18 protein-coding genes are annotated in these 26,906 nt (G+C 64.2%); 8 read left to right on the forward strand and 10 right to left on the reverse strand.

Translation table 11 applies throughout. The features are described 5' to 3' along the window. Window positions 1-16: 16 nt before the first annotated feature. The 5 genes from VFG49_RS08080 to VFG49_RS08100 form a co-directional block, all read right to left on the reverse strand. On the reverse strand, window positions 17-703 hold the full coding sequence (locus tag VFG49_RS08080) for a hypothetical protein (RefSeq protein ID WP_324859261.1): 687 nt from the start codon (window positions 701-703) through the stop codon (window positions 17-19). A gap of 61 nt (window positions 704-764) precedes the next feature. After that, complete coding sequence (locus VFG49_RS08085; protein WP_324859263.1) at window positions 765-2,639, reverse strand: tetratricopeptide repeat-containing sulfotransferase family protein; 1,875 nt, start codon at window positions 2,637-2,639, stop codon at window positions 765-767. 65 nt (window positions 2,640-2,704) lie between these two features. Continuing rightward, window positions 2,705-5,614 (reverse strand): TonB-dependent receptor domain-containing protein, encoded by a 2,910-nt coding sequence (locus tag VFG49_RS08090; RefSeq protein WP_324859265.1) that lies wholly within the window; start codon window positions 5,612-5,614, stop codon window positions 2,705-2,707. Between the two features lie 171 nt (window positions 5,615-5,785). Further along, complete coding sequence (gene dinB / locus VFG49_RS08095) at window positions 5,786-6,883, reverse strand: DNA polymerase IV (protein ID WP_324859267.1); 1,098 nt, start codon at window positions 6,881-6,883, stop codon at window positions 5,786-5,788. A 178-nt stretch (window positions 6,884-7,061) separates the two neighbouring features. Further along, window positions 7,062-8,390: a tyrosine/phenylalanine carboxypeptidase domain-containing protein gene (locus VFG49_RS08100; protein ID WP_324859269.1), complete on the reverse strand. Its 1,329-nt coding sequence runs from the start codon at window positions 8,388-8,390 to the stop codon at window positions 7,062-7,064. Between the two features lie 219 nt (window positions 8,391-8,609). Between VFG49_RS08100 and VFG49_RS08105 the strand changes: the two genes are divergently transcribed. Next, window positions 8,610-9,938, forward strand: a complete 1,329-nt coding sequence (locus VFG49_RS08105) for an APC family permease (protein WP_324859271.1) — start codon at window positions 8,610-8,612, stop codon at window positions 9,936-9,938. Between the two features lie 91 nt (window positions 9,939-10,029). Next, a complete protein-coding gene (locus VFG49_RS08110) occupies window positions 10,030-12,216 on the forward strand; it encodes a beta-agarase (RefSeq protein ID WP_324859272.1) in 2,187 nt (728 codons plus the stop codon). A 250-nt stretch (window positions 12,217-12,466) separates the two neighbouring features. On the opposite strand, the gene VFG49_RS08115 is transcribed toward VFG49_RS08110, so the two are convergent. Further along, window positions 12,467-14,200 carry a M1 family metallopeptidase gene (locus VFG49_RS08115; RefSeq protein WP_324859273.1) on the reverse strand — a complete coding sequence of 578 codons (1,734 nt, stop codon included), beginning with the start codon at window positions 14,198-14,200 and terminating at the stop codon, window positions 12,467-12,469. Between the two features lie 146 nt (window positions 14,201-14,346). Here VFG49_RS08115 and VFG49_RS08120 point away from each other — a divergent pair, with 146 nt between their 5' ends. Then, window positions 14,347-14,946: a DUF4126 domain-containing protein gene (locus VFG49_RS08120; protein WP_324859274.1), complete on the forward strand. Its 600-nt coding sequence runs from the start codon at window positions 14,347-14,349 to the stop codon at window positions 14,944-14,946. Between the two features lie 325 nt (window positions 14,947-15,271). Here the strand turns inward: VFG49_RS08120 and VFG49_RS08125 are convergent, their stop codons facing one another. The 4 genes from VFG49_RS08125 to VFG49_RS08140 all read right to left on the reverse strand — a co-directional run bounded on the left by VFG49_RS08125 (window position 15,272) and on the right by VFG49_RS08140 (window position 20,728). Then, the gene (locus tag VFG49_RS08125; RefSeq protein ID WP_324859275.1) at window positions 15,272-16,651 is read right to left on the reverse strand and encodes a leucyl aminopeptidase family protein; all 1,380 of its coding nucleotides are present in this window, start codon (window positions 16,649-16,651) and stop codon (window positions 15,272-15,274) included. Window positions 16,652-16,772: 121 nt separating this feature from the next. After that, a complete protein-coding gene (locus VFG49_RS08130; protein WP_324859276.1) occupies window positions 16,773-17,465 on the reverse strand; it encodes an HAD family hydrolase in 693 nt (230 codons plus the stop codon). A gap of 11 nt (window positions 17,466-17,476) precedes the next feature. Beyond that, window positions 17,477-18,664, reverse strand: a complete 1,188-nt coding sequence (locus tag VFG49_RS08135; RefSeq protein ID WP_324859277.1) for a LysM peptidoglycan-binding domain-containing protein — start codon at window positions 18,662-18,664, stop codon at window positions 17,477-17,479. A gap of 693 nt (window positions 18,665-19,357) precedes the next feature. Beyond that, window positions 19,358-20,728, reverse strand: coding sequence for a Do family serine endopeptidase (locus VFG49_RS08140; RefSeq protein ID WP_324859279.1), 1,371 nt, complete (start codon window positions 20,726-20,728; stop codon window positions 19,358-19,360). 354 nt (window positions 20,729-21,082) lie between these two features. On the opposite strand from VFG49_RS08140, the gene VFG49_RS08145 reads away from it, so the two are divergent. From VFG49_RS08145 to VFG49_RS08165, 5 genes are all read left to right on the forward strand, one after another. Further along, complete coding sequence (locus tag VFG49_RS08145) at window positions 21,083-23,227, forward strand: adenosylcobalamin-dependent ribonucleoside-diphosphate reductase (protein WP_324859281.1); 2,145 nt, start codon at window positions 21,083-21,085, stop codon at window positions 23,225-23,227. A gap of 115 nt (window positions 23,228-23,342) precedes the next feature. Continuing rightward, complete coding sequence (locus VFG49_RS08150) at window positions 23,343-23,939, forward strand: histidine biosynthesis protein HisIE (RefSeq protein ID WP_324859283.1); 597 nt, start codon at window positions 23,343-23,345, stop codon at window positions 23,937-23,939. A 240-nt stretch (window positions 23,940-24,179) separates the two neighbouring features. Continuing rightward, window positions 24,180-24,926 (forward strand): NrdJb, encoded by a 747-nt coding sequence (locus VFG49_RS08155; RefSeq protein ID WP_324859286.1) that lies wholly within the window; start codon window positions 24,180-24,182, stop codon window positions 24,924-24,926. Between the two features lie 565 nt (window positions 24,927-25,491). Continuing rightward, entirely contained in the window at window positions 25,492-26,334 is an 843-nt protein-coding gene (locus VFG49_RS08160; protein ID WP_324859287.1) for a hypothetical protein, read from the forward strand. After that, a partial coding sequence (locus VFG49_RS08165; protein ID WP_324859290.1) for a hypothetical protein occupies window positions 26,331-26,906 on the forward strand: 576 nt, incomplete at its 3' end. The genes VFG49_RS08160 and VFG49_RS08165, both read left to right, overlap by 4 nt.

A 26,906-nucleotide genomic window follows, 5' to 3' on the forward strand; every position in this document is an offset into this window, starting at 1 on the left:
GCCCGGGCTTTTTTCGTCAGGGCGCCTTGCCGGTGGCGGGCGCCGCCTCGGGCACGCCAGACAGCAGCTGCTGTTCGGCCTGGTCCAGGTGCGATTGCGTTTCGGTGGCCGTGTTGATCATCTGGTGCAGCACGGTAAGGAAATCGACCGGATCCACGTCCATGCCCAGCTCGATCCGCGTGCGCAGGTCCACCATGCGGCGCGCATCCAGCGAGATGGTGCTGTCGTTGGTCATCCACGTGCTGGCTTCGCGTTGGGCCGCATAGGCGGCTGAATAGCGCCGCAGTTCGTCCGCATCGATCCAGCTGGCGGACTGATTGGCCACCGCCACATCCCAGGCCTGGCTGTAGAACGTGGGCCAGGTAATGCTGATGGTGAACTTGTCCCGATTGGCACGGATGTGCTCGTTCACCGCCTTGGCAGCCGCACCCGCATGCAGGTCCTGCATCACCAGCTCGTTGAGTTGCTTCAGGGGCGCCAGACGCTTGTCGTTGTTGGTTCGAGCCATGCGGATATCGGCGATGTTGGAGCGCAGCTCCGCCTCAATCTGCGTGCGCGCCTGGTCGGCGGCATGCCGGTGATGCGTGCTTTCGATCCACTGCTCCAGACCGAGCGCCGTGAGGATGGACAGCACGATCATCAGGTAGTGCTGCACGAATTCCCGGAAAGACTGCATGCGTACCTTGGGCACTTCGAAATGCATGGCGACTCCTGTCGGCGTCGGCGGGAAAGCGCGCAGCGTACCCGATCCGCCGCCCCGTGCGTCAGGCCTCGTAGCCCAGCCGCTCCAGCATGGGGCGCAGGATCGGCAGCACCGGTTCGAAGTGCTCGCGATAGGCGTGCCAGCGGTTCACCGACCTGCCGTGGATGCCCTGCGTCACCTGCGCGTAGCTCGGCGTGCTGATGAAACCCTTGGCCGTGGCGTGTTCGGCGAAGCGGGTCATCGGCGTGGCGTCGTCCACGCCGAGGAATTGGCCAAGCCGCGTGACGTGTTCGTCGAAGCGGTTGACCACCGATTCGTAGCGCCATTCCAGTACACGCGGTGCGAACACCTCCATATGCTGGTACCACTGCTCGAACGCCTGCACGTAACCCTCGGCCAGCCGCTTGAGCGAGGAGCACAGCACCATGAAGGGTGGAGCGCGGAACGGCAACATGTAACAACTGAGCAGCACATCACAAGGGTGTCGAAGGCACAGGATGATGTTGGCCTCGGGATACAGCCGCGTGATCATCGGCAGGCACAGCATGTTGAGCGGATTCTTGTCGACCAGACGCTGCGTCCCGAGGTCGGGCACCACCTTGCGCGACATGGCCATGTAGATACTCCGCAGTTGATCCGCTTCGTGCTGGGTCAGCTGGCCGAGGTCTTGTGGATACGTCTGTCCGGCCTGTTGCATGCGCTGGATCAGTTCGTATACGAAGTCGCGCTCATCCATGGAGCGAAACTCAGGATGCGCATCGAGCATCTGTTCGAGCAACGTGGTTCCCGAGCGAGGGAAGCCCACGACGAAGACGGGGCTGTCCAGGCTGCGCGGCACGGACAATGTGCTCCATCGGTCGTACTCGACGTGGCTCACACGATGATTCGCCATGGACAGCGGCTGGCTGCCCTCGACGGTCAGTTCGGGCACGATCGCGCTGGCGATCTCCCATTGCGCGGCGTGGGCGATTTCCGCGGCGCGCAAAGCGTCCTCGTGACGGCCTTGCTTGCTTCTGACGCCCGCCAACCCGAACGCGGCGGTTGCTCGCGTGGCCGGACCGTCGCTCAGACCGAGCATGCGCTCGTAAAGGCCGGCCGAGTGATCAAGGTCGCCACGTTGTGCCGCGACGGCGGCATGTGCCTGCCAAGCTGCGGTGGCGAGCACAGGAGACTCCGGCAGTGTCGCTTCCAGCTGGTGCAGCGGCAGCCGTCCAAGTTCGGCTTCGGCAAGGTCGATCTGGTTGCCGCGCTCAAACATTGACGCACGCAACGCGGCGACACGCCATTGCGTGATTCGTGCATCTTCGTTCTCGGGCAGGATGCCCCGTTCCAGGACTTCGAAAGCCGTCGCCTGCTCGCCCTGCGCGGAAAGCATCGTGGCCAGCAGGATGGCCTGTTCCATCGGTTGTGGCGGCCAGTTGGCGGCATCGGCCAGCATCTCCTGTTCGCCACGATGATCGCCGCATGCATGGCACGCATGCGCCGCTTGCAGGCGCGCATCGATGAAGGCGGGCACCAGTGCCACGGCATCGAGCAAGGCTTCTCGCGCCTGCAGCCAGCGTTGCTGCTGGGCGTAGAGCAGGCCGAGGTTGAAATGGATCTGTGCTTCCTGCGGTGCCAGCGCCACGGCACGTCGCAGAGCGTCTTCAGCCACCGCCATGTCGCCGAGCTGGCGGGCAACGACCGCGAGATTGTTCCAGTATTCGGCGACGGTCGGGTTGCGCTGCACGAGGCGGCGGAACGTCGCCATTGCTTCGTCGAGGCGATGACTAGATTGCTGTGCGGCACCCAGTAACAGCAAGGCCGTGCTGTCGATATCACCCAGGGCGGCGACGGGTTCGCCGAGTGCCAATACGGTGGCAATGTCGCCGCGCTGATACGCCGCGAGCATGCGGGCGGTAAGGTCGGCGGAGGATGGCGCGAAGTGGTCCGTCATCCTTGAATCCTAGCAGCGGGATGGTCGCGGCAAGAGCCGCGACCATCCGCCTTGTTGCAGTCAGATCAGAACTTCACCGTGGCGCGAGCCCAGTAGTAGCGGCCCATCACGTCATATGTTGCGGTATCGACGTTGTAGTTCGAGCCGTTCTGGTAGGCCAGCGGCGGGATCTTGTCGCTGAGGTTGTCGATACCCACATCGAAGCGGGTATGGATCGTCGTCCACTCGTAGCCGCCCGAGATCGAGTGATACAGCACGGACGCCATCGGTGCGCTGGCGCCGGTGTCTAGGTTGGCGTTGAGGTTGGTCACGTTGTGGATGTAACGCGACTGCCACTGTGCACTCCAGTCACCCATGGCCCAATTGAGCGTGAGCGTGCCGCGCCAACGCGGGATGTTGCCGAACTGCAGGCCGTACGTGCCGGCGTAGTTGATCGTCTCCGAACCCGGCTGGCCGGGCGTGGCATTGTTCTTGTACGTCGAGATGTACGTGGTGTTGAGGCCCGCCTTGAAGTTGCCCGGATCCACGCCGCCCACGTCGAAGTGGGGGATGGCGTAGTTGAAGGTAAAGTCGACGCCGGTCGTGCTCAGGTTGCCCAGGTTGACCACGGGCGTATTGATGTAATTGACCGCACCGGCCAGCTTGTTGGTCTGGTCGTAGCGATTGATGAACGAGCAATACGAGCTGCTGTTGTTGGCAAAGCACTCGTTCGCCACCGTCTGCGCCTGGATCGGCGTGAGCGTGTCTGACAGGTAGATGTGCCAGAAGTCCAGCGAGCTGGATACGCCCTCCCACCAGCTAGGCGAGTACACGAAGCCGATGTCGATGGACTTGCCCTGTTCGGGCTTGAGCGTGCTGCCGGCCGGCACGGCGCCGGAGTAGCAGGAAGTGACCTGCCCCAGCGGGTTGCCGCCCCAGTTCACCGGCACGTTCTGGCAGGCCGCGGAGTGCTGGGCCAGCTGCGCGGCGCTCAGGCCAACGCAGGGATCGGTGAGGTTGGGGCCGCCGACGGTACGCCCGTCATACAGCTCGTCCATGTTCGGCGCACGGAACACCTGCGAAACCGTGCCACGCGCCAGTAGGTCCGGGATCGGGCGGTATTCGATCGCGATCTTGCCGTTGGTGGTGCTACCGGAGGTGTCGTAGTCGGAATAACGCAGGCCCACGTCGACATTGAGCGAGTACGCCCAGGGTTGTTCGTTGACCAACGGAATCAGCGTTTCGGCGAACAGTTCCTTCACCGTATCGCTGCCGCCGCCCGGCGAACCGCAGGCTTCGGACAGCACCACGCAGGTATTGGTGATCGGGTCGAGGATGGCATCCGCGGTGACGTTGTAGCTCATCGACGTCTTGCGATACAGCGCACCGGTCGACAACTGCATGGTGCCCGCCGGCAGATCCCAGATGTCGCCAGAAGCGGTGAATTGACCCTGCTTCATGGTGTTGGTCAGGGTGTACTGCGGTGCATCCACGCCCTTCTTCAGCAGTTCGGTGACTGCCGGATCATCCTGGTCGAAGATGTTCGCGCCGGCATCGATGGCCGCCTGGAAGGCCGGCACGTTCACTTCGTTGTAGTTGGTCTGGAGACGGCGCGTATGGCCGTAGTCGAAGTTGGCATCCCAGCTCCAGGTGCTCTGGCCGAAGTTGCCGCGCAGGCCGGAGTTGAACTCCTGGTTGTTGGTCGTGAAGGTATGCAGGCGCGTACCCAGGCCGGTGAGGCGCACGTTGAAGGGATAGCCGCTAGTAGCCGCGTCGCCGATGGTGCCCTGGCTGAAGGTGACGCCGAACGGGTTGTTCGGATTGCTCGCCAGGACATTCCAGCCGTCACCCACGCCCGTCGGTGCCGGTGCATCCTGGCCGGACGAATTGGTGTGGTTGTAGAACGCGTCGGCATAGAACGTCACGTAGTCGTTGATCTTGTAGTTGCCGATCACGAAGACGTTGGTGCGTTCCTGCTGCTGCTGGATGTAGTTGTAGGCGTTGTAGTTGTACGTGTCGTTCGAGTCGCTGAAGCAGCGATAGTCGCCCAGGCTGGTGCCATTGCCGCTGGCGCGGGTCACGTAGGCGGTGTCGGTGCCGTTGTAAGGGGCGCAGCCCGGCGACTTGTCCAGCGGCACCAGGATGCGGCCGGTCGGAATGGTGTGCGAGCCGGAAGCCTGCGGGCCGCCGTTGTACAGGTACAGCTGTCGTGCCGAGAAGTCGCGACGCGGTGCCAGCACAGGGTTGTACTTGTTGTAGTCCACGCCGGCGACAATGTTGCCCTGCTCACCGGTCGCACCCACGGTGAACTGCGCGCCGCGGCGCTGGCCGTCGCCGTGGCCGGAGATGCCATCGTTGACGCTCAGCTCCGCGCCCTTGTAGTCCTTGCGCAGGATGAAGTTCACCACGCCGCCCACGGCATCGGAGCCATAGACCGTGGAGGAGCCGTTGGCCAGCACGTCCACGCGCTCAATCATGTTCTGCGGAATCATGTTGAGGTCGGCATTGGCGAGGCGCTGACCGTCCACCAGTACCAGCGTTCGGTTGATGCCCAGGCCGCGCAGCGAAACGCGGGCCGCGCCATCACCGCCTTCCAGCGTGGGGCTCGCGCCGCCACCGCCGTTGCTGTTGTTCTGGGTGTTGGTCGCATTGCCCGCGATGGCCGGCAAGGCCTGCAACACATTGCCCAAGGTCGGGCTGCCGTTGTTGATGATGGCTGCACGGTCCACCGTCACCACGGGATTGGCCGTTTCCGCATCGACGCGGCGGATCAGCGAGCCGGTGACCGATACCGCGGTGAGCGTCTTGGCGCTGGACTGTTTGGGCTGTTCGGTGGTGGTGTCCTGGGTGGTGGTCTGGCTTTGCGCTGCCGGACCGCTGCCCGAGGTGTCCTTGTTGTTGGCGTCCTGAGCCTGGGCAAGTGCCGCCGTGGATGCAATGCCGACGGACAGGGCCAGACGTACCGCTACTGATAGGCGATTGAACTTGGACTGCATGGTTGTCTCCCCGAATGAAAAGGCAAAAACCTCCCCTCTACAGCCGCCTAGACGTCTATAGATTTGGTCATGCCAGTGGTTCCCCCAATTCCACTCTTTCAGGAAATCCACATCGAGTAAAGGACTTTTTAACATGCATTTCGGCACATAACCTCGAAATACAAGCAAGCTTCACGCAAGGTTTCCAAACAGGTCGCGTTGCGCGACAAAGCTGTCCGCATCGACAAAGCCGGCCAGTCCCACGCCGACCAAGCGATAGCGACTTTGCGCCGGGCGTGCCACGCGGTCGCGCAGCGCGCAGGCGATCTCGGCCAGCTCGGCGGCGGAGCCCGGTCGGGTGGCCGCCGTCACGCTGCGGGTGAGCGTCTGGAAATCCGAGGTCTTGAGCTTCAACACCACCGTGCGGGCCACACGGCCGTGTTCTCCCTGCGCCTCACGCTGGTGGGCCGCCCAGGTTTTCTCGGCGAGCCGCTGGATATGCGGGGCCAGCTCATCCAGGGTGAGGTCGTGCTCGAACGTATCCTCGGCAGAGACCTGCAGGGTCGGGCGATCGGGCTCCACCGGATGATCGTCGATACCCAGCGACAGTTCGTGGAGGCGACGACCCCAGCGACCGAACTGCTGTTCCAGCGCGTCGCGCGGCAGGCTGCGCAGGTCGCCCACCGTGGCGATGCCCAGCTCGGTGAGCCGCGCCTCCATCACCTTGCCCACCCCGGGCAAGCGGCCGACCGGCAATGGCGCAAGGAACGCTTCGACCTGATGCGGCCGCACCACGAAGATGCCGTCGGGCTTGCGCCAGTCCGAGGCGATCTTGGCGAGGAACTTGTTGGGCGCGACGCCGGCAGAGGCGGTGAGCCCGGTTTCTTCGCGAATCGCCGCGCGGATCGCTTCGGCGGTGGCCGTCGCGGTGGGCAACTGCGTCTTGGTCTGGGTGACGTCGAGGTAGGCCTCGTCCAGCGACAGTGGTTCGATCAGGTCGGTGTGCCGGGCGAAGATCTCCCGCACCTGCCGCGACACGGCCTTGTAGCGGGTGAAATCGGGCGGCACGAAGATCGCCTGCGGGCAAAGCCGCTCCGCGCGCACCGCCGGCATGGCCGAACGCACGCCGAACTTGCGTGCTTCGTAGCTGGCCGCACAGACCACCGAGCGCGCGCCGCGCCATGCCACCACCACCGGCTTGCCGCGCAACGACGGATCGTCGCGCTGCTCCACCGATGCGTAGAACGCATCCATGTCGACGTGGATGATTTTGCGGGCTGGCGTGGGCACGGCGTGAGGCGAAGGGGCGGCGGTGCACAGTCAACCACGAACCCCCGCGCGTGAATACTCCTTGTGCAGGAGCGCACCCAGTGCGCGACAGGCGTCGAGTCCAAGGCCTTCTCGCTATGGAAGGACATGGCATGCCCGGTCGCGCACTGGGTGCGCTCCTACACAAAGCCGTTAGCCGTTACTGCCACTGCGTCTGCAGTGTCTCGTCCACCAGCGTGTTCTCGAATGCCACGAAGCTGTCCAGGTCCACGGTGTCCAGCCGGAATCGCTGAGCCGCCGTGAAGAACGCCATCAGCGACAGCACGCGCTGCGGGTTGCGTGCCCACGGTGGCACGTAGACCGCACGGGTGATCAGCCCGCTTTCCAGGTAGGGCGACAGGTTGATCACGTCCGTCGTCGTCACGCGCCCGGCAAACAGCAACGGCAACATTTCCGCCTTGCCCGCCTGCAGCACCTTGCGGATGAACAGGTAAACGATCATCACGCCCTGCAGGTAGGCGCCATCCTTGGTGAAACAGATGCGACCGCGCACGTCGCCGCCGCGGAAGATGCGCGAGGCGCTGCGGTAGCTTTCCACCGGCGTCTGGCCGGCATCGAGGAAGCCGCGGAACACTTCGATGAAATCGGCGCCGTCGAGCGCGCGCTTCACCATGATCACGCGCAGTGCCACGCGACGCAGTCGCGCGAGGTCGATGGAGCCGGTGATGATCTCCGAGAATGTGGCCAGGCCTTCCTGCGCGCGCGTGGTGCGCGGCGAGCCCAGGCCCAGCGATTTGAGATACGGCTGATGCTTGCCGTTGAGCAGGGTGGCGGTGTGCACAAACGCCTCGTGCTCGGTGAGCTGCGCCAGGTCCAGCTCGGAGAACAGCGCGGTGGAACGCAGGTTGATGCTCTTGCTGCCGGCCGTGGCCTTGGACGAGAGATCGGGGTTGAGCACCACGTCCACGCGATCCTTGTCGAAGAACGAACCCAGCCGCTCGCGCAGCCGCTCGGCGAACACGTCGGCGGGAATATCGGCCTGTACCGGCGGAATGGCATCGCGGCCGATCAGGTCATCGCTGATCGAGATGAGGTCCTGCGCCGCGTCGAACGCGCTGGCGGTCTGGCTGCTGTGCACGCCGTCGGGCCGTCCATACAACGCCGTGGAGCAGCGCGTGAACATCTCGGTGCCGACATGCATCAGCATCTGTGCTGCGGTGAGATAGCTCCAGGCGGTCTTGAACAGCCAGTCGCCGATGGGATGGCCGCGATCGAGCTTGGCCATGATCGCGCGCAACGCGTCCATTTCACCGCTGAGGTCGGGATGGCGACGCGGCGGATCGGGCAGTTGCGGGTTGCCGCGTTCGTATCCTTCGAGAAACTGCGCTTCCAGTTCCACCGGCCAGTCGATGGCCTTCAGCACGCGGATCTTCTTGCCCACTTTCACCAGCTCGCGGTCGAGCTCGAGCAGCGGACCCAGGGTCTTGTCGTCCTCGGGCCGGACGACCTCTCTCTCAACGGTACTCATGACGCCTCCTTGGGGAAGCGCCGGCCAGTGGCCGGCCGGCATGCAGCGACGGGGGAGACCGGCACTTTGCGCCCGCCGCGCGTGATGGGCTAGCGAAGAACTACTGAGTCCACCGGGAAAAAACGCAGCACCGGCCGATTGTTGCAGTCGCATGTCGATGTGGACCGTGTACTCGCGCTATCGTCCGGACTTCGTACCTGCGGGGAACCGTTGCGCACCATGACTGCCGAGACTCATCCCGCCTATCTGCGCCGCCTGGGCACCTGGGACGCTGCCGCCATCGTGATCGGCGGCGTGATCGGCGCCGGCATCTTCCGCAGCGCTTCCACCGTGGCCGAACGCACGTCCTCGGGCGCCGAGCTGCTCACGCTGTGGGCTGTCGGTGGCCTGCTCACGCTGGCAGGCGTGCTCTGCTACGCGGAACTGGGCGCGCGCCGACCGCAGGCGGGCGGCGTGTACATCTACCTGCGCGAAGCCTATGGACAGCTGCCGGCCTTCCTGTTCGGCTGGACCATGGCGCTGATCAACTATCCCGGCAGCGTGGCGGCGGTGGCGACGACCTTCGCGGACTACGCGTGTTCGGCGGTGGGTCTGTCGGCAAGCTGGGTCAAGCCGGTGGCGGCCGGCGCCATTGCGTTGATTGTTGCGGTGAACCTGTTCGGCATCAGCGCCGGCTCGCGCATGTTGAACGTGTTCACCGTGCTCAAGGTGTCGGCCATTGCACTGGTGGTCACGGTGGGCGTGGTGCTGGCGCACGGCCAGTTCGGCAACGTGTTGGCCACGGATGCCACGCATGCGCTGCCGCCGGGCGCATTCCTGGGCGCATTGCTGCCGGTGCTGTTCACCTATGGCGGCTTCCACTATCTCAACGACCTCGCCGGCGAAGTGCGCGAACCGCAGAAGACGCTGCCGCGCGCCCTGGGCCTTGGCCTCGGCGGCGTGGTGGTGTGTTACGTGCTGGTCAACTTCGCCTATCTCGCTGGGCTGGGCCATGCAGGCCTGGCCGCGAGCCATGCGCCGGCAGCGGACTTGATGCGCCGCCTGTTTGGCGAGAACGGCGCGACGCTGATCGCGGTGGGCATTGCCTGTTCCACCTTCGGCTACTGCAGCATCGCCATCGCGGGCGGCGCACGCGTACTGCAGACCATGGGTTCGGACGGCATGCTGTTCCGCGCCGTGGGCCGCATCGACCCGCGCACGCATGCGCCACAGGTGGCGCTGGCAGTGCTCGGTGGCTGGGCCATCGTGCTGGTGATTTCCGGCAGCTTCGGCCAGCTTGTCGACTACACCACTGTGGGCGAGTGGTTGTCGCATGCGTTCGGCATCTCCACGCTGTTCTGGTATCGCCGCCGCTTCCGCAACGAACCGTCGCCTTATCGCGTGCCGTTGTATCCGCTGCTGCCGGTGCTGTTCGTGTTCACCGTGCTGGGCGTGATCATCGCAACTGCCGTCCATTCGCCGAGCGACGCGGGCATGAGCCTGGTGCTTATCTCGGTGGGCGTGCCGGTGTACTACGCATGGCGCGCCTGGCAGCGGAGGGGAGCATGAACTTGCGTTGCGCAGTGACGCGCGGTGAACAGCCAGCCACGCTTCAGACGTGGCAGGCATACTGCCGTCTCTCCCCTGTGCCGAGCTGCCGATGAGCCGGATCGCTCCCCTAGCCGCGTGCTGTTTGCTGGCCCTCGCGGGCTGCCACAAGGCCAGCGACACCGACCGGGCTGATCTCAGTCGCGTCGCGTCCACGCCCGCCACCAGCGCCAAGGCCCAGACGTCCGCCGCCCCGACCACGCAGACCTCGCTCGAGCAGGTACAGCGCGATGGTGCGCCGGTCACCGTGGCAGGCATGTCGCTGCAGCGCTACGCGTTCCAGCCATCGCCACAGCCACAGGTGGTGGTGTCGCTGAGCCGTGGTGAGTGGGACTGGTCGAAGGAAGGCTCGCTGCATGTGGACATGCAGAACGTGATGCCGTGGGCGGTGACGCTTACCGTGGATATCGACGGCGCCAATCCTTCCCAGCACCTGCATGCCACCGTCGGCGTCCCGCCGGGCCCGCCGCAGACGCTGATCATCCCGCTGCATGCCACGTCTCCGCGCGCCATGGGCATGCAGGCGGGCCCGCCGATGCCTTACACGGCCGGCGGCAAGCGCCTGTTCGTGGCGACCACGGTGGAAGGTTCGCTCGACCTTGCCCACGTGAAAGCCGTGCGCCTGGGCACGCCCGCGCCCACGGCGGCGCAGACGCTGCTGTTCGGCAAGCTCGATACCAGCCGTGGCGACCATGACCTGCGCGATGCCTACACCGGCATCGTCGATGCCTGGGGCCAGTACACGCGCGGGCAATGGCCGGCCAAGGTCGATTCCGACGACGCCTTGCGCGGCGCCAAGCACCGGCCCAAGGAACCGGTCATCGGGCCTGTCGTGGCGCACAAGGGATTCGACCGCTATGGCGGGCGTAACGACCTGCCGGCATTCAAGGCGACCGGCTGGTTCCGCAGCGAAAAGCGCGATGGCCGCTGGCACCTGGTGACGCCGGAAGGCCACGCGTTCTTCTCGCTGGGCGTGAACGTGGTGGACGATGACGGCGGCCGCACCTACATCGAAGGCCGCGAATACATGTTCAAGGACCTGCCACGCGACAGCGGCCGCTGGTCGCCGTTCTTCGGCACCGACGGCAAGCCGGCGGGGCAGCAGGGCGCGTCGGCCGGACTGGCGTTTCGTCACGGCCGCTGGTTCGACTACTACTCGGCCAACCTGTTCCTCGCCGATGGCCGTCACTGGCGACAGGCCTGGCGCGCACGCACGCTCGACCGCCTGGAAGACTGGGGCTTCAACACGCTGGGCAACTGGAGCGACGAGGCGCTGACGCAGACGCACCATCTCGCGTATACGCGTTCGATCAACATCGCCGGCGTGTTCGGCAACGTCGCCACCGGTTATGACTACTGGGGACGCATGCCCGATCCGTTCGATCCGCGCTTCGTGCAGGCGGCCGCCGCCGCCGTGGCGCAGGCCGCGAAGGAAGTACACGACGACCCATGGCTGTTGGGTTATTTCGCCGACAACGAACTGGCGTGGGCGGGACAGGGACCTCAGGGCCGCTGGGCGCTGGCGCAGGGCACCCTGCGTGGCGAGGCGCGCAGTGCGGCCAAGCAGGCTTTCATCGCGGCGCTCAAGCAAAAATACGCCACGCCGGCCAAGCTCGCCGCGGCCTGGGGCATCACGCTGGATGCCTGGGATGCGCTTGAGGCGACCAACTTCGCCGCGCCCGATCCCAGCGAGGCGCACCCGGCGATTGCCGATGACTACAGCGCATGGCTGCGCGAGTACGCCGACCAGTACTTCCGCACCGTGGCGCAGGCCATCCACAAGCACGACCCGCACCACCTGTTCCTCGGCGGACGCTTCGCCGTGCACACGCCCGAGGCCGTGGCCTCGTGTGCGCAGTACTGCGACGTGGTGAGCTTCAACGGCTACGCCGACGTACCAGCGCACGCTTTCGATGCCGATGCTTTCGCCAAGCTCGACAAACCCGCGCTGATCGGCGAATTCCATTTCGGCTCCGACGACCGCGGCCCATTCGGCAAGGGCGTGGTGCCGGTATGGAACGAACAACAGCGCGGCGAAGCCTATGCGCGCTACGTGGCCGCCGCGGCCGCCAGCCCGTTCATCGTGGGCGTGCACTGGTTCCAGTACGTCGACCAGCCCATCACCGGCCGCCTGCTCGACGGCGAGAACGCCCACATCGGCCTCGTCGCCATCACCGACCGCCCGTTCAAGAGCTTTGTGGACGCCGTGCGCGAGGCCAATCGCAATACGGGTTACTGACGATCCGGTTCTCTGTCCGTCAGTAAGAGCGAAATCCAGTGGGAGCGCACCCCGTGCGCGACAGCCTTGCGGAGCGTAGATACCGACGCTCCGCAGTCGCGCACAAGGTGCGCTCCCACAAGGTGACGCCAAGGCGTTCGACTATGCCGCTCTGTGGCAGGAGCGCACCCTGTGTGCGACAGCCTTGCGGAGCGTTGACACCGAAGCCCCGCAGCCGCGCACAAGGTGCGCTGCCCCAACATCCCGACAATTACTTCGCCGCTTTCGCCTTCTTCTCCGCCTGCTCCTTGCGCCACTGGCGGAAGTCGTTGATGGCGGGAAGATCACGTAGCAGCTTGCTGCGCGGGTCGACGATGACCAGCGTGCCAGCAGGTGCGTCCACGCTGCCGTTGCCGTCGGTCATCGGCAGGGTCACCAGCTTGTCGCCCACCTGCACGTCCACCGGCAGCGGGAACGGCTTGCCGTGCGGCACCTTCCAGTGCAGGCGCAGGGTGTTGCCATCCTGGCTCGTTTCCAGTGCCGGCAAGTCGGACTCATACAGGTACACATCGAAGAACCAGCGCATGTCGCGGCCGGTCACCTGGTTGACGATGTCGATGTAGTCGCGCGTGGTGGCGTAGTGCGGCGTGAAGTTGCCCGGCTTGGGATCCGGACGTCCATACACGAGGCGGCGGATGCTGTCGAAGAACGCCCGGTCGCCGATGGTCTGGCGCAGCGTGTGCAGCATCAGCGAGCCCTTGTAGTAGATGTCGTTGCCCGGGCCGTGCTCGGCGTCGTACACCTCGTGCTCGAACTGACTGCGCCCGGCCACGATCGGGTAGGCGTTGCGCACCATCGTGCGCTCGTCCTGCAGCATGGTGAAGTACGGCATGTCGCCCGTGAGGTACTGGCCGTACAGCGGCTGCATGTAGGTGCCAAAGCCCTCATGGATCCACATGTCGTCCCAGTCGGCATTGGTCACCTGGTTGCCGAACCACTCGTGCGAGAACTCGTGCTGCAGCAGCCAGTCGAAGCCGTACTGGCTGCGCGGATAGCCGTTGCCGTAGGCGTTGATGGTCTGGTGCTCCATGCCCAGGTGCGGCGTTTCCACCACGCCCATCTTCTCGTCGCCGAACGGGTAGGGGCCGATCTCCTGTTCGAAGAAGTCGATCATGCGCGGGAACTCGCCGAACAGCTGCTTCGCCTGCGCCTCATGGCCGCGCAGGTACCACATCTGCATCGGGATCGTGTTGCCGTAGCGGCTGTGGTAATCGCCCTTGATCACCTCGAACGGACCGATGTTGAGCGAAATCGCATAGGTGGTCGGATGCTTTGCGCGCCAGTGATAGGTGTGGGTAGCGCCGTGCTCCTTGATGTCCACCAGTACGCCGTTGCCTGGCGCGGCCAGTGACTTGGGCACGGTGACATAGGTGTCGACAAGATCAGGCTTGCCCTGCGGATGGTCGATGCACGGCCAGAACAGGTCGCAACCCTCGCCTTCCACGGCGGTGGCGATCCACGGCTGGCCGTCTTCGGTCTTGGACCACACGAAGCCGCCGTCCCACGGCGCCTTCTTCGCCACGTGCGGCTTGCCACCGTAATGGATTTCCACCGTGGTCTTGCCACCCTTGGCGAGCGGCTTGGGCAGATGGATGGTCAGACGGCCATCCGGATTGCTCCACTGGTCGGCGCCGAGCACCTTGCCGTCCACCGACAGGCGGCTTACGGCGAAGTTGTGGTCGAGATCGAGCAGCAGCACGTCGGTGGCTTCGCGCGCGCTGAAGGTGAGCTTGGCGACGGCATCCAGGCTTTGCTGCGCAGGGTCCACATCGAAATGAAGCTCGGCATGATCGAAGTTCACCCGCGCCTGCTCCACCGGCAGGGTGCCCCCCGAACGCGTGGTCTGTTCGCTGAGCGGCGGCTGCGTAGGCTTGGCGTCCTCGGCGTGGGCGAAGGTGCCAAGCGCGGCGCACAAGGCAAGGGCAAGCAGGCGGCGTGTCGTCATGGGCGGATTCCCCTGTGGAGTCAAACCCGCAGAATGACAGTACGGGGGCGCGCGCGGGATCGCCAAAAGTCATGGCCCGGCCCGACGCGTGCTTGTGGCCGCCCACATCCGGCGCGCATGCTTGGACAGCCTCGTGGAGAGCGCTCATGGACATGCTGCAGAACCTGGCGCTGGCAGGCGGCCTGTCCTGGGCCAGCGGCTTCCGCCTCTATGCCACGGTCTTCATCGCCGGCCTGCTGGGGCGACTGGGCTACGTGCACCTGCCCGATGGCCTGAGCATGCTCACCGACACCTGGGTGTTGGTGACGTCCGGCGTGTTGGCGCTCGGCGAGTTCGTCGCTGACAAGGTGCCCGCCTTCGACAGCGTGTGGGATGCCATCCAGACCTTCGTGCGCATTCCTGCGGGGGCGTTGCTCGCCTGGGGTGTATTTCGCGATTCCGGAGCTGGCACGCAGTTCGCAGCGGCGCTGCTGGGTGGTGCGATTACCTCGGGCACGCATCTGGCGAAGACCGGAGGCCGCGCGCTGATCAACACCTCACCCGAACCCTTCAGCAACTGGGGCGCCAGTGCGGGCGAAGACATCTCCTGGCTCGGTGGCATGTATTTGATGTGGCAGCACCCGGCGGTGTTCCTCGTGCTGTTGGGGATCTTCGTGGTGTTCCTGTTGTGGCTGGTACCGAAGATCGTGAGGGGGTTGAGGGCGCTGGCGCGTCGATTGAGAGGGGAGCGGGTTTCCGGCGCGTAGCGCGGGGCGGTTTCATTCGCGATACCGCCTGCTCTTTGTAGGAGCGCACCCAGTGCGCGATCGCCTTTCGCCTCAGTCTCCCGGTTCTTCATCTCAATCCGGCGCAGGCTGTATTCAAATCTCGGCAATCAGCCGGCGGAGCAATCTACTTCTTCCGCTTCCTCCGGGATGAAGGCCGGTGCTCACGACGATACGAACATCCTCTGCAACGCCACAGGCCAATCGCGCACTGGGTGCGCTCCTACGGAGTGCAGTGCGTGGCGTATGTCGCGATCAACCTTCTCGTTCCCGCCCTGAAGCCCGATGCGTAGTTATTGGCGATGAATCAACCGCCGTATCGCTGCTGCAAAAACGCAAAGAACGCACGCAGCCCCAACGCTTCGCCACCGCGCGGGCGACCCGGGCGGTCGTTGTCGTTCCACGCGTAGGTGTCCAGGTGCAGCCAGGGCATGGCTTCGGGCACGAAGCGTTCGAGATACAGCGCGGCGGTGATCGCGCCGGCGTGGCGCGAGGGACCGGCATTGGCGAGGTCGGCCAGGTACGACTCCAGCATTTTGCGATACGGACGCCACAACGGCAGGCGCCACAGCGGATCGTTGGTGGCACGTCCGGCCGCGATCACCTGGTCGGCGAGGTCGTCCTGGTTGGCGAATAGCGCGGGAAGATCCGGGCCCAGCGCGACGCGTGCCGCGCCGGTGAGCGTGGCGAAGTCGATGAGGAGTTCGGGCTTCTGCTCGCTGGCGTAGGCCAGCGCATCGCACAGCACGAGGCGGCCTTCGGCGTCGGTGTTGTCCACTTCCACGGTGATGCCGGCGCGCGTGGTGATCACTTCGCCCGGGCGCATGGCGGCGCCGGACACGGCGTTCTCCACCGCAGGAATCAACAGCTGCAGGCGCACCGGCAGCTTGGCCTGCATGATCAGTCCGGCCAGCGCGATCGCATGCGCCGCGCCGCCCATGTCCTTTTTCATCCAGCGCATGCCGTCGGCCGGCTTGAGGTCGAGGCCGCCGGTGTCGAAGCACACGCCCTTGCCGATGACGGCAAGCTTGGGATCGCTGGCCTTGCCCCAGTTGAGTTCGATCAGGCGCGGCGCGCGATGACTCGCGCGGCCAACGGCGTGGATGGTGGGGAAGTTCGCGTCGAGCAGCTCATCGCCTACCCACTCGCGCACCTTCGCCTTGTGCGCCTTGCCCAGTTGCTTGACGGCATCGGCCAGGTGCTTGGGGCCCATGTCCTCGGTGGGCGTGTTGACGAGGTCGCGCACCTGCGTGGTGGCATCCACCAGCGGCTGCAACACCTTCAGGTCGGCCGCGGCGATTGCCAGCCGGGCCGGTGCGCGGCGGGCCTTGCGGTAACGCGTGAATTCATACGCACCCAGTGCCCAGCCCAGTGCTGCCTGCTGCGTATCCTTCAGCACGCCCTCGTCGGCCAGGTGATAGGTGGCTTCCGGCAGCGTCCGCGGGAGGCCGCCCAGCGCACCCAGCGCATCACCGGCATCCACGCCCACCAGCACCCGAACCAGCTTGCCGCCCGCGTCGGGAAGCAACGCGAAGGTGCCCGGTGCCGCCTCGAAGCCGAACGCACCCAGCCACTGCCGTTGCGCAGCGGTGAGGCGGCGTTTGGTGGCGGCGTAATGGGCGGCGTCGGTGGTCTCGATGGCGATGCTGTGGCGGTCGCTGGTCTTGCGTTCGATCAGGGTGGACATGAAGTTCCTTGCGCGATGCGCCGTGCATCGCGTGAGCCGAGAAGTGGTGGGCCAATGATGCGCGCTTTTGCCGTGCAGGTGGGATGACGTGCGGTGAAACGGCGGACGGTCAGGCGGAGAGCTAGCCCTGCCGTTCCAGCCAATCCACCAGCTCGCCCATATGGCGAAGGTCCACATCGGGCGCCCGCCCCAGCGCGCCTGGCCACGGATGGCCGGCGCGATTGATCCATGCCGTGCACAGACCCGCATCGCGTGCACCCACCACGTCGAGCTCGGGATCATCGCCCACGTGCAGGATTTCGGCGGGAAGCAGCCCCAGCCGTTCCGCCGCCGCCGCGAAGATGCGCGGGTCGGGCTTGGCCACGCCGGTATCGCGGGCGCAGACGTGATGCGCAAAGTGCAGGCGAATGCCGATGCGGTCGAGGTCGGCGTTGCCGTTGGTGAGGCTGGCAATCGGCCAGCGGCCGGTGATGCGTTCCAGCGCCGGCAAGCTGTCGGGATACAGCTCCACGCCGTTGCGCGCGGAGAAATAGATTTCCCACAAGGCTTCCAGCGGCGCGTCTTCGATGCCACAGGTGGCAAAAGCCCGTCGCATGGTGAGGTGGCGCTGCGCGGTGAAGTCGTGGGCGAGGTCAGTGCGCTCGGCGGCGACCTCGGCACGCAGCGCACGCATGGCCGGGATGGGCCATGCGCGTGCAACGTCGGGATAGTGCTGGCGGAGAAACGCGTCGACCTCGCGGTCGGCGCGTTCCAAGGCCGGCAACACCGGCCACAGGGTGTCGTCCAGGTCGAGCGTCAGGGCGCGGATGCGCACGTGGCAACCGCTTAGTTGCCGCTGACCTGCAGTACCTGGTCGAGCTTCACGTTGTCGCTGCTCAGGTGGTTCCAGGTCTTGAGCTGGGCGACCGTCACCGAATACTTCTCGGCGATGCTCGACAGCGTCTCGCCCTTGGCCACCTTGTGGGTCTCGCCGGCAGCGGCCGACGACGCGTTACGGGATTCCATCGCCTGCTTGGCTTCCTGCGTGCGCTCCGAGGTCGGCGACGTGGCGGATGCAGATGCATAGGTCGCGCCCGGCGCGGCCATGGTCGGCGCCGGCGGGCTCGGTTCCACCGGCATCTTGATGCCCAGCTCGGCGAAGATCTTCGCGCGGCGCGTTTCATCCTGGGCCAGCTGCGGCGCATCGGAGTAAGGCACCAGCTGGTGCGCACGGGCGAGGCCGCGCACCTGGTCGGTATGCAGGAACTCCATGAAGGTGGCGATCTGCGCTTCCTTTGGGCTGGTCTTGTTGGTCACCAGGTACAGCGGGGTGTAGAGCAAATAGCTGCCATCGCTGATGGTGGCCAGGCTCGGGCGCGTGCCGTTGACGCTGATCATCTTCACCTTGCCATTGGTGGCGACGCCCGACAGCGTGGTCACGCCCAGCGCGTTCGGGTCGAGCGTCACGGCCTCTTCCAGCTTGGCCGTGTTGACGTACAGGCGCGGCGCGGCCACCGGCTGGTTGCCGCGACCGAAGATCAGGCGACGCAGGCTGTATTCCACGCCGTCACCGGGGCTGGCCACGGCGTAGAGGTTGATCGGCGCGTCCTTGCCGCCCACGTCCTTCCAGTTGGTGATCTTGCCGTAGTAGATGTCGTGCAGCTGCGAGAGCGTGAGGTTGCCCGCCATGTTCGACGGATGCTCGATCATCACCAGCGCATCGAAGGCCACCGGCGTGAACACCAGGTCGCTCTCGGCGCCACCGGCGCTGCCGCGCGCGCTGCCGGCGAGGTCGGCCATGCCGTGCGCCACGGCGTCGAGGCCCGAAGCCGTGTTGAACGGCTGGATCTCGATGCGGCCCTTGCCGCTCTTTTCATAGGCCTTGGCCACGTCCTCCACCACCGCGCGCGCGGTGGCGTAGTCGCCACGCCAGATCAGTGCCGGTGGCGGCGGGGTCTTGGACTTCGCAGGCGTCTTGGTCTTGCCGGCGGCGAGGGCGCCGGAGGCTGCGCATGCGGTGAGCAGCGCAACCATTGCAAGTCGGGAAATACGTAGAGACATGGCGGTGGGAACCCCAGATGCTGAAAGTGGTATCCGCAGGCCGCCGTAGGGCGCGCGTGCAGGGAATGTGTAACCCGGGTATTTCATCCAGCTACAGGCCAAACATCAAGCTTGCGCGAGCGCCTGCATCCCTTGAAAACGCGATGCCGCGCACGCTGTATCCACGCTGTTCATCAGCGGTTGTCTGTCTCAGTCCCGCAAATACGGTCGCAGAAGTGGTGCGACGGGCGCGTGTTGTTTCCAGGTGGGACGGGTTATCCGCTGCCCGGCCGCTCTTTGCCGGCGTCCTGCAGGCAAACCCGTGGACTGAGTATCCAATGACGCCAGACATCAGGCCCTGAGACGCTGGATGACCAGCCTTCGGCTGTTGTGAGCGCCTCCAGCTTTCGCTGGGATGACGGCGAGGAGTCAGTGAAGGCCGGCGAGCAAGTCAGGCCACTCGGTGCCTTGAATCCCGAATGCGAAGACCTTGAGCTCTCCTCATCGTCATCCCGGCGAAGGCCGGACACGCGCGAAGCGCGCAGAACGCTCGTAGGGCGGCCCCGGAGGGGCGAGCGCAGCGAGTCATCCAGCGACCTTAAAAGGTCACGTCCGGAGAAAGACGGTCAGCCCTCCGCGCGTTGCATCCTCCAACTTTGGCCGAACCACCACACCAAGCCCCATACCCTAACGAACCTCCACATACCGCACCCCATCATCCCCCGACACCACCAGCACCAGCTGCCGCGGATTCACGCCTGCCAATTGCTGCAGCGTGCGCATGTCCGGCACGCGAAGGTTGCCGATGCCGATCACGACGTCATTGTTCTGCAGGCCGGCCCGTGCCGCGCGGCTGCCCGGAAGCACCGTGCTGATGCCCACGCCTGCGATGCCCTGGCCGCGCAGGCTTTGCGAAAGCTCGCTGAAGGTGACACCCGCCAGCCGCGCGTCCAGCTTGCTGCCGTCGATCGTGGCGAGTTTTTCCGGCGCGAGCCTGGCGGTCACCTCGCGCGGGTTGCCGTTGCGCTGCACGGTCAGCCGGATGGTGCTGCCGATCGGCATCAGCCCTTCCGCATTGCGCAGCTCCTGCGCGTTGCGCACGGGCTTGCCGTCCACCGCGGTGATCACGTCGCCCACCTGGATGCCCGCCGTGTCCGCGGTGGAACCGCTGGTGACCCGCGTCACCACTACGCCCTTGCTGTCGGTGAGCCCCAGCACCTTGGCGATGCGCGGCGTGATGTCCTGGCCCTCCAGGCCCAGGTTGCCGCGATTGACCTTGCCGCTGGCGACCAACTGCCGCATCACGTCGCTGGCGAGATTGGTGGGAATGGCGAAGCCGATGCCCACGTTGCCGCCCGACGGCGAGATGATCATGGTGTTGATGCCCACCAGCTCGCCGCGCAGGTTCACCAGCGCGCCGCCGGAGTTGCCCGGGTTGATCGAAGCATCGGTCTGGATGTAGTTCTGGTAGCCGCTGCCGCCCAGGCCGGAGCGGCTCAGCGCCGAGACGATGCCCGAGGTCACCGTCTGGCCGAGTCCGAACGGATCGCCCACCGCCACCACGAAGTCGCCGACGCGCAGCTTGCCGGAGTCTGCCAGCGGCAACGCCTGCAGGCCCGCGGAAGGAATCTGCACCACCGCCACATCCGTCTCCGGATCGGTGCCGACCAGCTTGCCCTTCACGTCGCGCCCGTCCTGCAGCGTCACCGTGATGTCGTCGGCGCCGCCCACCACATGGTTGTTGGTCAGCACGTAACCCTTGGCCGCATCCACGATCACGCCCGAGCCCAGGCTCTGCTCCACGCGCTGGCGCGGCGAGCCGGACAGGCCGAAGAACTGGCGGAACACCGGATCGTCGAAGAATGGGTCGCGCACCTGCACGCGGGTCTTGGTGGAGATGTTCACCACCGCCGGCGTCACCTTTTCCAGCATGGGCGCAAGCGATGGCAGCGGCTGGCCATCGACCGAAGGCGGCAATCCGGCATGGCTGGCCAGCGGCGTTGCGCAGATCAGCACGAGGGCAGCGACAGCCAGTCGGCGGGCGAAACGTGTGGACATGGAAGCTCCTCTTGGCGAGTTGAATCGACGGTCGTTCGACTCAGCACGGCGTCGACGGTTCCATCGGTCGCAGGCAGACGAAATCACTTTACATCGGTGCAGGCCGGGGGTAACTTTCCATTCCGTTCGCGACCACAACATCTTGTGTAACGATGCTGGGATTGAACCCAAGAGCTGGTGTCACAAGGCATCCCTCCGGGGCAGTTGTCGAAGGGTCAGGGCAGGGAACGCAAGGGTCAGGCATGGCGCAGTGGCGCTTTTTCTCCGTTGTACCGCCTGGCGCGAGCGGCTTAGCCAAATAGAACAAGAAACCAACACGGGGCCGAAAGGCCGTACCGGGAGGTCAGGAAGCCGATGAGCACCATGCGTGCACCAGCCGTAAATCGCGATACCGCCATTCCGCTTCAGCCGGCGTCTTACGACATCTGGGACAAGAAGTACCGCCTCAAGGCGAAGTCCGGCGAGCCGGTCGACGGCAGTGTCGACGAAACCTACCAGCGCGTTGCCCGTGCGCTTTCCGACGTGGAAGCCACGCCGGAGCTGCGCGAGCACTGGAATGAGCGCTTCCTGTGGGCGCTGCGCCGTGGAGCCATCCCCGCTGGCCGCATCACGTCCAACGCGGGCGCGCTGGCACACAAGCCGGCTACCTCCACCATCAACTGCACGGTGTCGGGCACCATCCGCGACTCCATGGATGACATCCTGGAGAAGGTGCACGAGGCGGGCCTCACCCTGAAGGCCGGTTGCGGCATCGGCTACGAGTTCTCCACGCTGCGTCCGCGCGGCGCGTACGTGTCGGGTGCGGGTGCGTACACCTCCGGCCCGCTGTCCTTCATGGATATCTACGACAAGATGTGCTTCACGGTCTCGTCCGCCGGCGGTCGCCGCGGCGCGCAGATGGGCACGTTCGACGTCAGCCATCCGGACGTGAAGGAATTCATCCGCGCCAAGCGCGAAGACGGTCGCCTGCGCCAGTTCAACCTGTCGCTGCTGGTCACCGACGGCTTCATGCAGGCGGTGGAACACGATCTCGACTGGCCGCTGGTGTTCCCGATCCACCGCAAGGAACAGGACGAGATCGACCTTACCGACGCCAGCAAGGTCGTGTGGCGCGAGTGGTCCACCCACGAGAACTACGTGGAGCGCGAAGACGGCCTGGTCGCCTGCAAGATCTACGGCCACATCCGCGCGCGGCACCTGTGGGACATGATCATGGTGTCCACCTACGACTTTGCGGAGCCGGGTTTCATCCTGATCGACAAGGTCAACGAGATGAACAACAACTGGTGGTGCGAGCACATCCGCGCCACCAACCCGTGTGGCGAGCAGCCGCTGCCGCCGTACGGTTCGTGCCTGCTGGGTTCGGTCAACCTCACCACCTTCGTGCGCGATCCGTTCGGCCCCAAGGCCCGCTTCGACTGGGACGAATACCGCGAAGTGGTGAAGATCTTCACCCGCATGCTCGACAACGTGGTGGAGATCAACGGCCTGCCGTTGCCGCAGCAGCGCGACGAGATCCTCTCCAAGCGTCGCCACGGCATGGGCTTCCTGGGGCTGGGCACCACGCTCACCATGCTCAAGATGCGCTACGGCACCGCCGAGTCCGTGTCCTTCACCGAGGACGTTTCCCGCGAGATGGCCGTGGCCGGCTGGGAAGTCGCCCTCGACCTCGCCAAGGAGAAGGGCCCGGCCCCGGTGCTGGCGCGTGACTACACCGTCACCGGCGACATGCTGCGCAAGCGTCCGGAAATGGCCGCCGACGGCTTCAAGGTCGGCGACACCATCCCGGGTCGCGTGCTGCACGCCAAATACAGCCGCTACATGCAGCGCGTGGCCGAAGTGGCGCCCAACCTGGTGACCCAGCTCGCCGAAACCGGCGCGCGCTTCACCCACCACAGCTCCATCGCGCCCACCGGCACCATCTCGCTGTCGCTGGCCAACAACGCCAGCAACGGCATCGAGCCCAGCTTCGCCCATCACTACTCGCGCAACGTGATCCGTGAGGGCCGCAAGACCAAGGAAAAGATCGAGGTCTACAGCTACGAGCTGCTGGCCTACCGCGCGCTGATCAACGCCGAAGCCCTGCCGTACTCCGACGACGCCAAGTCCAAGCTGCCCGAATACTTCGTGGCCGCCGACGACATCTCGCCGAAGGAGCACGTGGACATCCAGGCCGCTGCGCAGCGCTGGGTCGATTCGTCCATCTCCAAGACGGCGAACGTCCCCACCGACTATCCGTATGAAGACTTCAAGGACATCTACTTCTACGCTTACAAGCAGGGTTTGAAGGGTTGCACCACCTTCCGGTTCAACCCCGCTGCATTCCAAGGTGTGCTGGTCAAGGAAGCCGATCTTGAGAGCACCCTCTACCGCTTCGAATTGGAGGACGGTAGTGTTGTCGAACTGAAAGGCAACGAAGAAGTGGAATACGACGGCGAAATGCATACCGCCGCCAATTTGTTCGATGCCTTGAAGGAAGGGTATTACGGAAAGTTCTAATATCGTCGCCGGGACCTGGTGCTCAGGTTCCGGCACGCTTGTGAGAGTCGTTCCGGATGCCTAGAGGCAAGGCTCACTACAAGTTCCAGAATCCACGTCGGAGGGGATTACACGCATGTCCATCGATACTGATTTCGAAGTGAAAGAAGACGCCGCACAGGTAGTTGACGCGCCGGTGGAAGTGCCCGCGGTCGAAGTGACCCCGGCCGCCGCTCCCAAGAAGGCTCGTGCCAAGAAGAAGGCCGTTGCAGCGAAAAAGGCTGCGCCGGCCAAGAAGGCAGCCAAGAAGGCGGTCAAGAAGGCTTCGGCCAAGAAGACCGCGAAGAAGGCCGCCAAGAAGGTCGTGAAGAAGGCTGCTGCCAAGAAGGCGGTCAAGAAGGCGGTGAAGAAGGCCGCCGTCAAGAAGACCGCCAAGAAGGCAGTGAAGAAAGCTGCCGCCAAGAAGGCCGTCCGCAAGGCCGCTGCCAAGAAGGTCGCCCGCAAGGTCGCCAAGAAGGCAGTGAAGAAGGCCGTGCGCAAGGCAGTTGCCAAGAAGGTTGCTCGCAAGGTCAGCAGCAAGAAGACGGCCCGCAAGGGCGCAGTCAAGAAGACGGCCAAGAAGGCCGCCGGTAAGAAGGCCGCCAAGGCGGTCAAGAGGTCCACTGCCAGCAAGAAGGCAGGCGTGAAGAAGGCCGTGCGCAAGCCGGCCAAGAAAGCCGCCCGCCGCAAGTAAGTTGTCATCCGGTCCGGCCCGGCGCTAACCCGCCGGGCCGGATCGTTCCAGAGTCACCCGACAGGACACGGCCTCTCCGTCCCGTCATTCCCGCGAACCCCCAAGAGGGGGCAAATGCGGGAATCCAGCGCCTTTAGGCCCCTGGATCGAGTCCCCAATTCGGGACCATGACGAACCCGTCAGGCGACCAAAGCAAAGCCGTCGCGCGCGCCGCCAACTACTCCAAAAGAAGCACACACCATGGCGATCAAGATCGAAAAGAAGATCAAGGGCTACAACGTCGTCAAGCCCGAGGACAAGGCCGCCGCGCCCGTCGCAACGCCCGCCACGCCGGCTGCCTCCAAGGAAGCGCCCAAGGCGGAAGTCATCCAGATGCACGAGAGCCTGGAGCGTCCCGAGACGCTGGTGGGCTCCACCTACAAGATCAAGTCGCCGCTGTTCGAACACGCGTTGTACGTCACCGTCAACGACATCGTGCTCAACGCCGGCACCCAGTACGAACAGCGCCGCCCCTTCGAGATCTTCATCAACTCGAAGAACATGGACCACTTCCAGTGGATCGTGGCACTCACCCGCATCACCTCCGCCGTGTTCCGCAAGGGCGGCGACGTCACCTTCCTGGTGGAAGAGATGAAAGCCGTGTTCGACCCGCGTGGCGGCTACTTCAAGGCCGGCGGCGTCTATATGCCCAGCATCGTCGCCGAGATCGGCACCGTCATCGAGCAGCACATGAAGATGATCGGCCTGATCCATGACCCGGAAATGGACGAGAGCACCCGCAAGCTCGTCGCTGAAAAGCGCGCCGCCTACGAGGCCCTTGCCGCCGGCAAGAAAGCCACCCCGGCCGCCGAAGCCAGTACTGAATCCACCACCGCCACCGGCTTCCCACCCGGCGCCACCCTCTGCGCCAAGTGCAACACCCAGGCACTGGTGCTGATGGACGGCTGCCAGACTTGCTTGAATTGTGGGTATAGCAAGTGCGGGTGAGGTAGCTTCACCGCGAAACAAGTCGAGGCGGCAGCGATGCCGCCTTTTTTGTACATGCTAGCCATTCGCTTGCAGTCCGAGCCGGATGGTTCAGTAGTCTTGTGCGCTCGGGTGTAGCATCTTTGTTTCGATGTCAAAATCGTGACCTAGCCGCCAATGTGGCATAGGGATTTTCAAGCTGCCTAGCGTAGCTACCTGGTTCTGGTTGTGTGTGGGCTTGGATGGAAGTGGAAATAATTGGGTCGGAATAGCTCAAGACTTGTGGGGAGCCGATGGCAGAAGATTACGAAAGCGCGGCCAAGCGCCATTTACTTGATGCGACCCTCTTGAAGGAGCGAGGGCACCTCGATGGAGCAGGTCACTTGGTCGGATTTGCTGCCGAGTGTGCCATCAAATTTCGGATTGAATCGCTTCGGCCCGGTAACAATGCCCCTCACGGTCATCTGCCAGATTTACTTCATGCCGCACGTAAACATCTGGGGCAGCGTAGTTCATATGCTGCGATGTACGACGTGTTGAAGGGTGACCACTTCTCAACTTGGAATGTAAACAGAAGGTAGGGAACATGCTTCTGCCGGGAAGAACACTTCCGGAGTTTGGGCTACTAGACTATTTGGTCGAATCCGGCGTCGGCTCTTGGAGAAAAGACAATAACGCCGACCTTGTGGGGCCATCTTGGCTTGGTGCCGGTCGGGGGCGAGTTGACGTTATTCCTGCTGTCGGAAGGCGCTCTCTAGATGCTCCAGGGAATGTCCTCGCGAAGATCGCAAGAGCCTATGTATCAGCGGGATCGGGAAGAACATTTACTGATCAAATTAATGATCTTCTCGAGGAAGTGGCTCCTGAGTCCAAGTACGATGTCGTTCTCATTGATGCCAGGGCTGGTTTACATGAGACGACTGCCGCGGCCTTGCTGGGGATCGGTGCTGAAGTTTTTCTTTTTGGCTCAGATCAATCGCAAACGTATGCTGGGTTCACTTTGCTCTTTTCCCATTTGGGGACTCTTCCTGTGCCAGCGGATGAGTGGGTTGATCGCCTTAGAGTGATTCAATCAAAAACTCCGCCGTCAAATGAGAGGGATTTTTCGTCGACAATTCAAGGGCTCTTTTCACGATTTCTGACGAGGCGGTCCAGTGTCAACTTCGAGCCTAATCTCTCTGACTTTAGGAGTGAGTTTAATGTTGACTGGGACGAGCAAATTAATGATGAGCTACTTCTAATGGATGCAGGTGTCGATGAGCCAGTAATCGTCTCGATTGGCGAGGATGAGGCTTTTCGTAAATTTGATCCGGACGGAGATAGGTCAATCCTCAGTGCGAAACTTTACGGCGCTGCTTTTGGGGATTTTTTGGAGATGGCGTCGCAGTTGGTTGATGAGTCGGTCAGCGGCCTCGGGAGCGGCGTATGAGTTTGGGTCGAAATGACGAGATACGCGCGGCTTTAGCGACGATGCCAACCGATCACGATGCTGCCGGCGAATATCGGCCGACTGTTGAGCAGATATTTACACCCGAGCAACATGCGAATGCATTGGATCCAAATACGCCTGTAGTTGTCGGCTCGCGAGGCACTGGGAAAAGTTTTTGGGCTGGCGTGTTGGAGCAGGAGGCAACGCGAAACGTCGCCTCTATCGCGTATCCAAATATTGGGTTGAGTGGGCTGGTCGTAAGGGCTGGCTACACCGGGTTCGCTTCGGAAGGTGCCGTTACCCCAAAGGTGATTGATGCGCGCGTTCCGAAAGGCATGGAGCGGGATAGTGGTACGGATCTGTGGCAGGCTGTAATTATCCGCGCTGCGCGCTCTGTACTTGATGAGTCTGCGCTCATTGAGCCTATCAAAGAGGTCATTCAGTCGCTCTCGGACCCGGAAGAGGCGGTAATGGAATTACGAAGGCTGGATCGAGAGATCGCAGCCGCTCAGAAGACATTGCTTGTTACGTTCGATGCAATTGATACCTGGTCCCACGATTGGCAACGATCT

It is taken from the genome of Dyella sp. (genome assembly GCF_035685885.1).
GTDB lineage: Bacteria > Pseudomonadota > Gammaproteobacteria > Xanthomonadales > Rhodanobacteraceae > Dyella.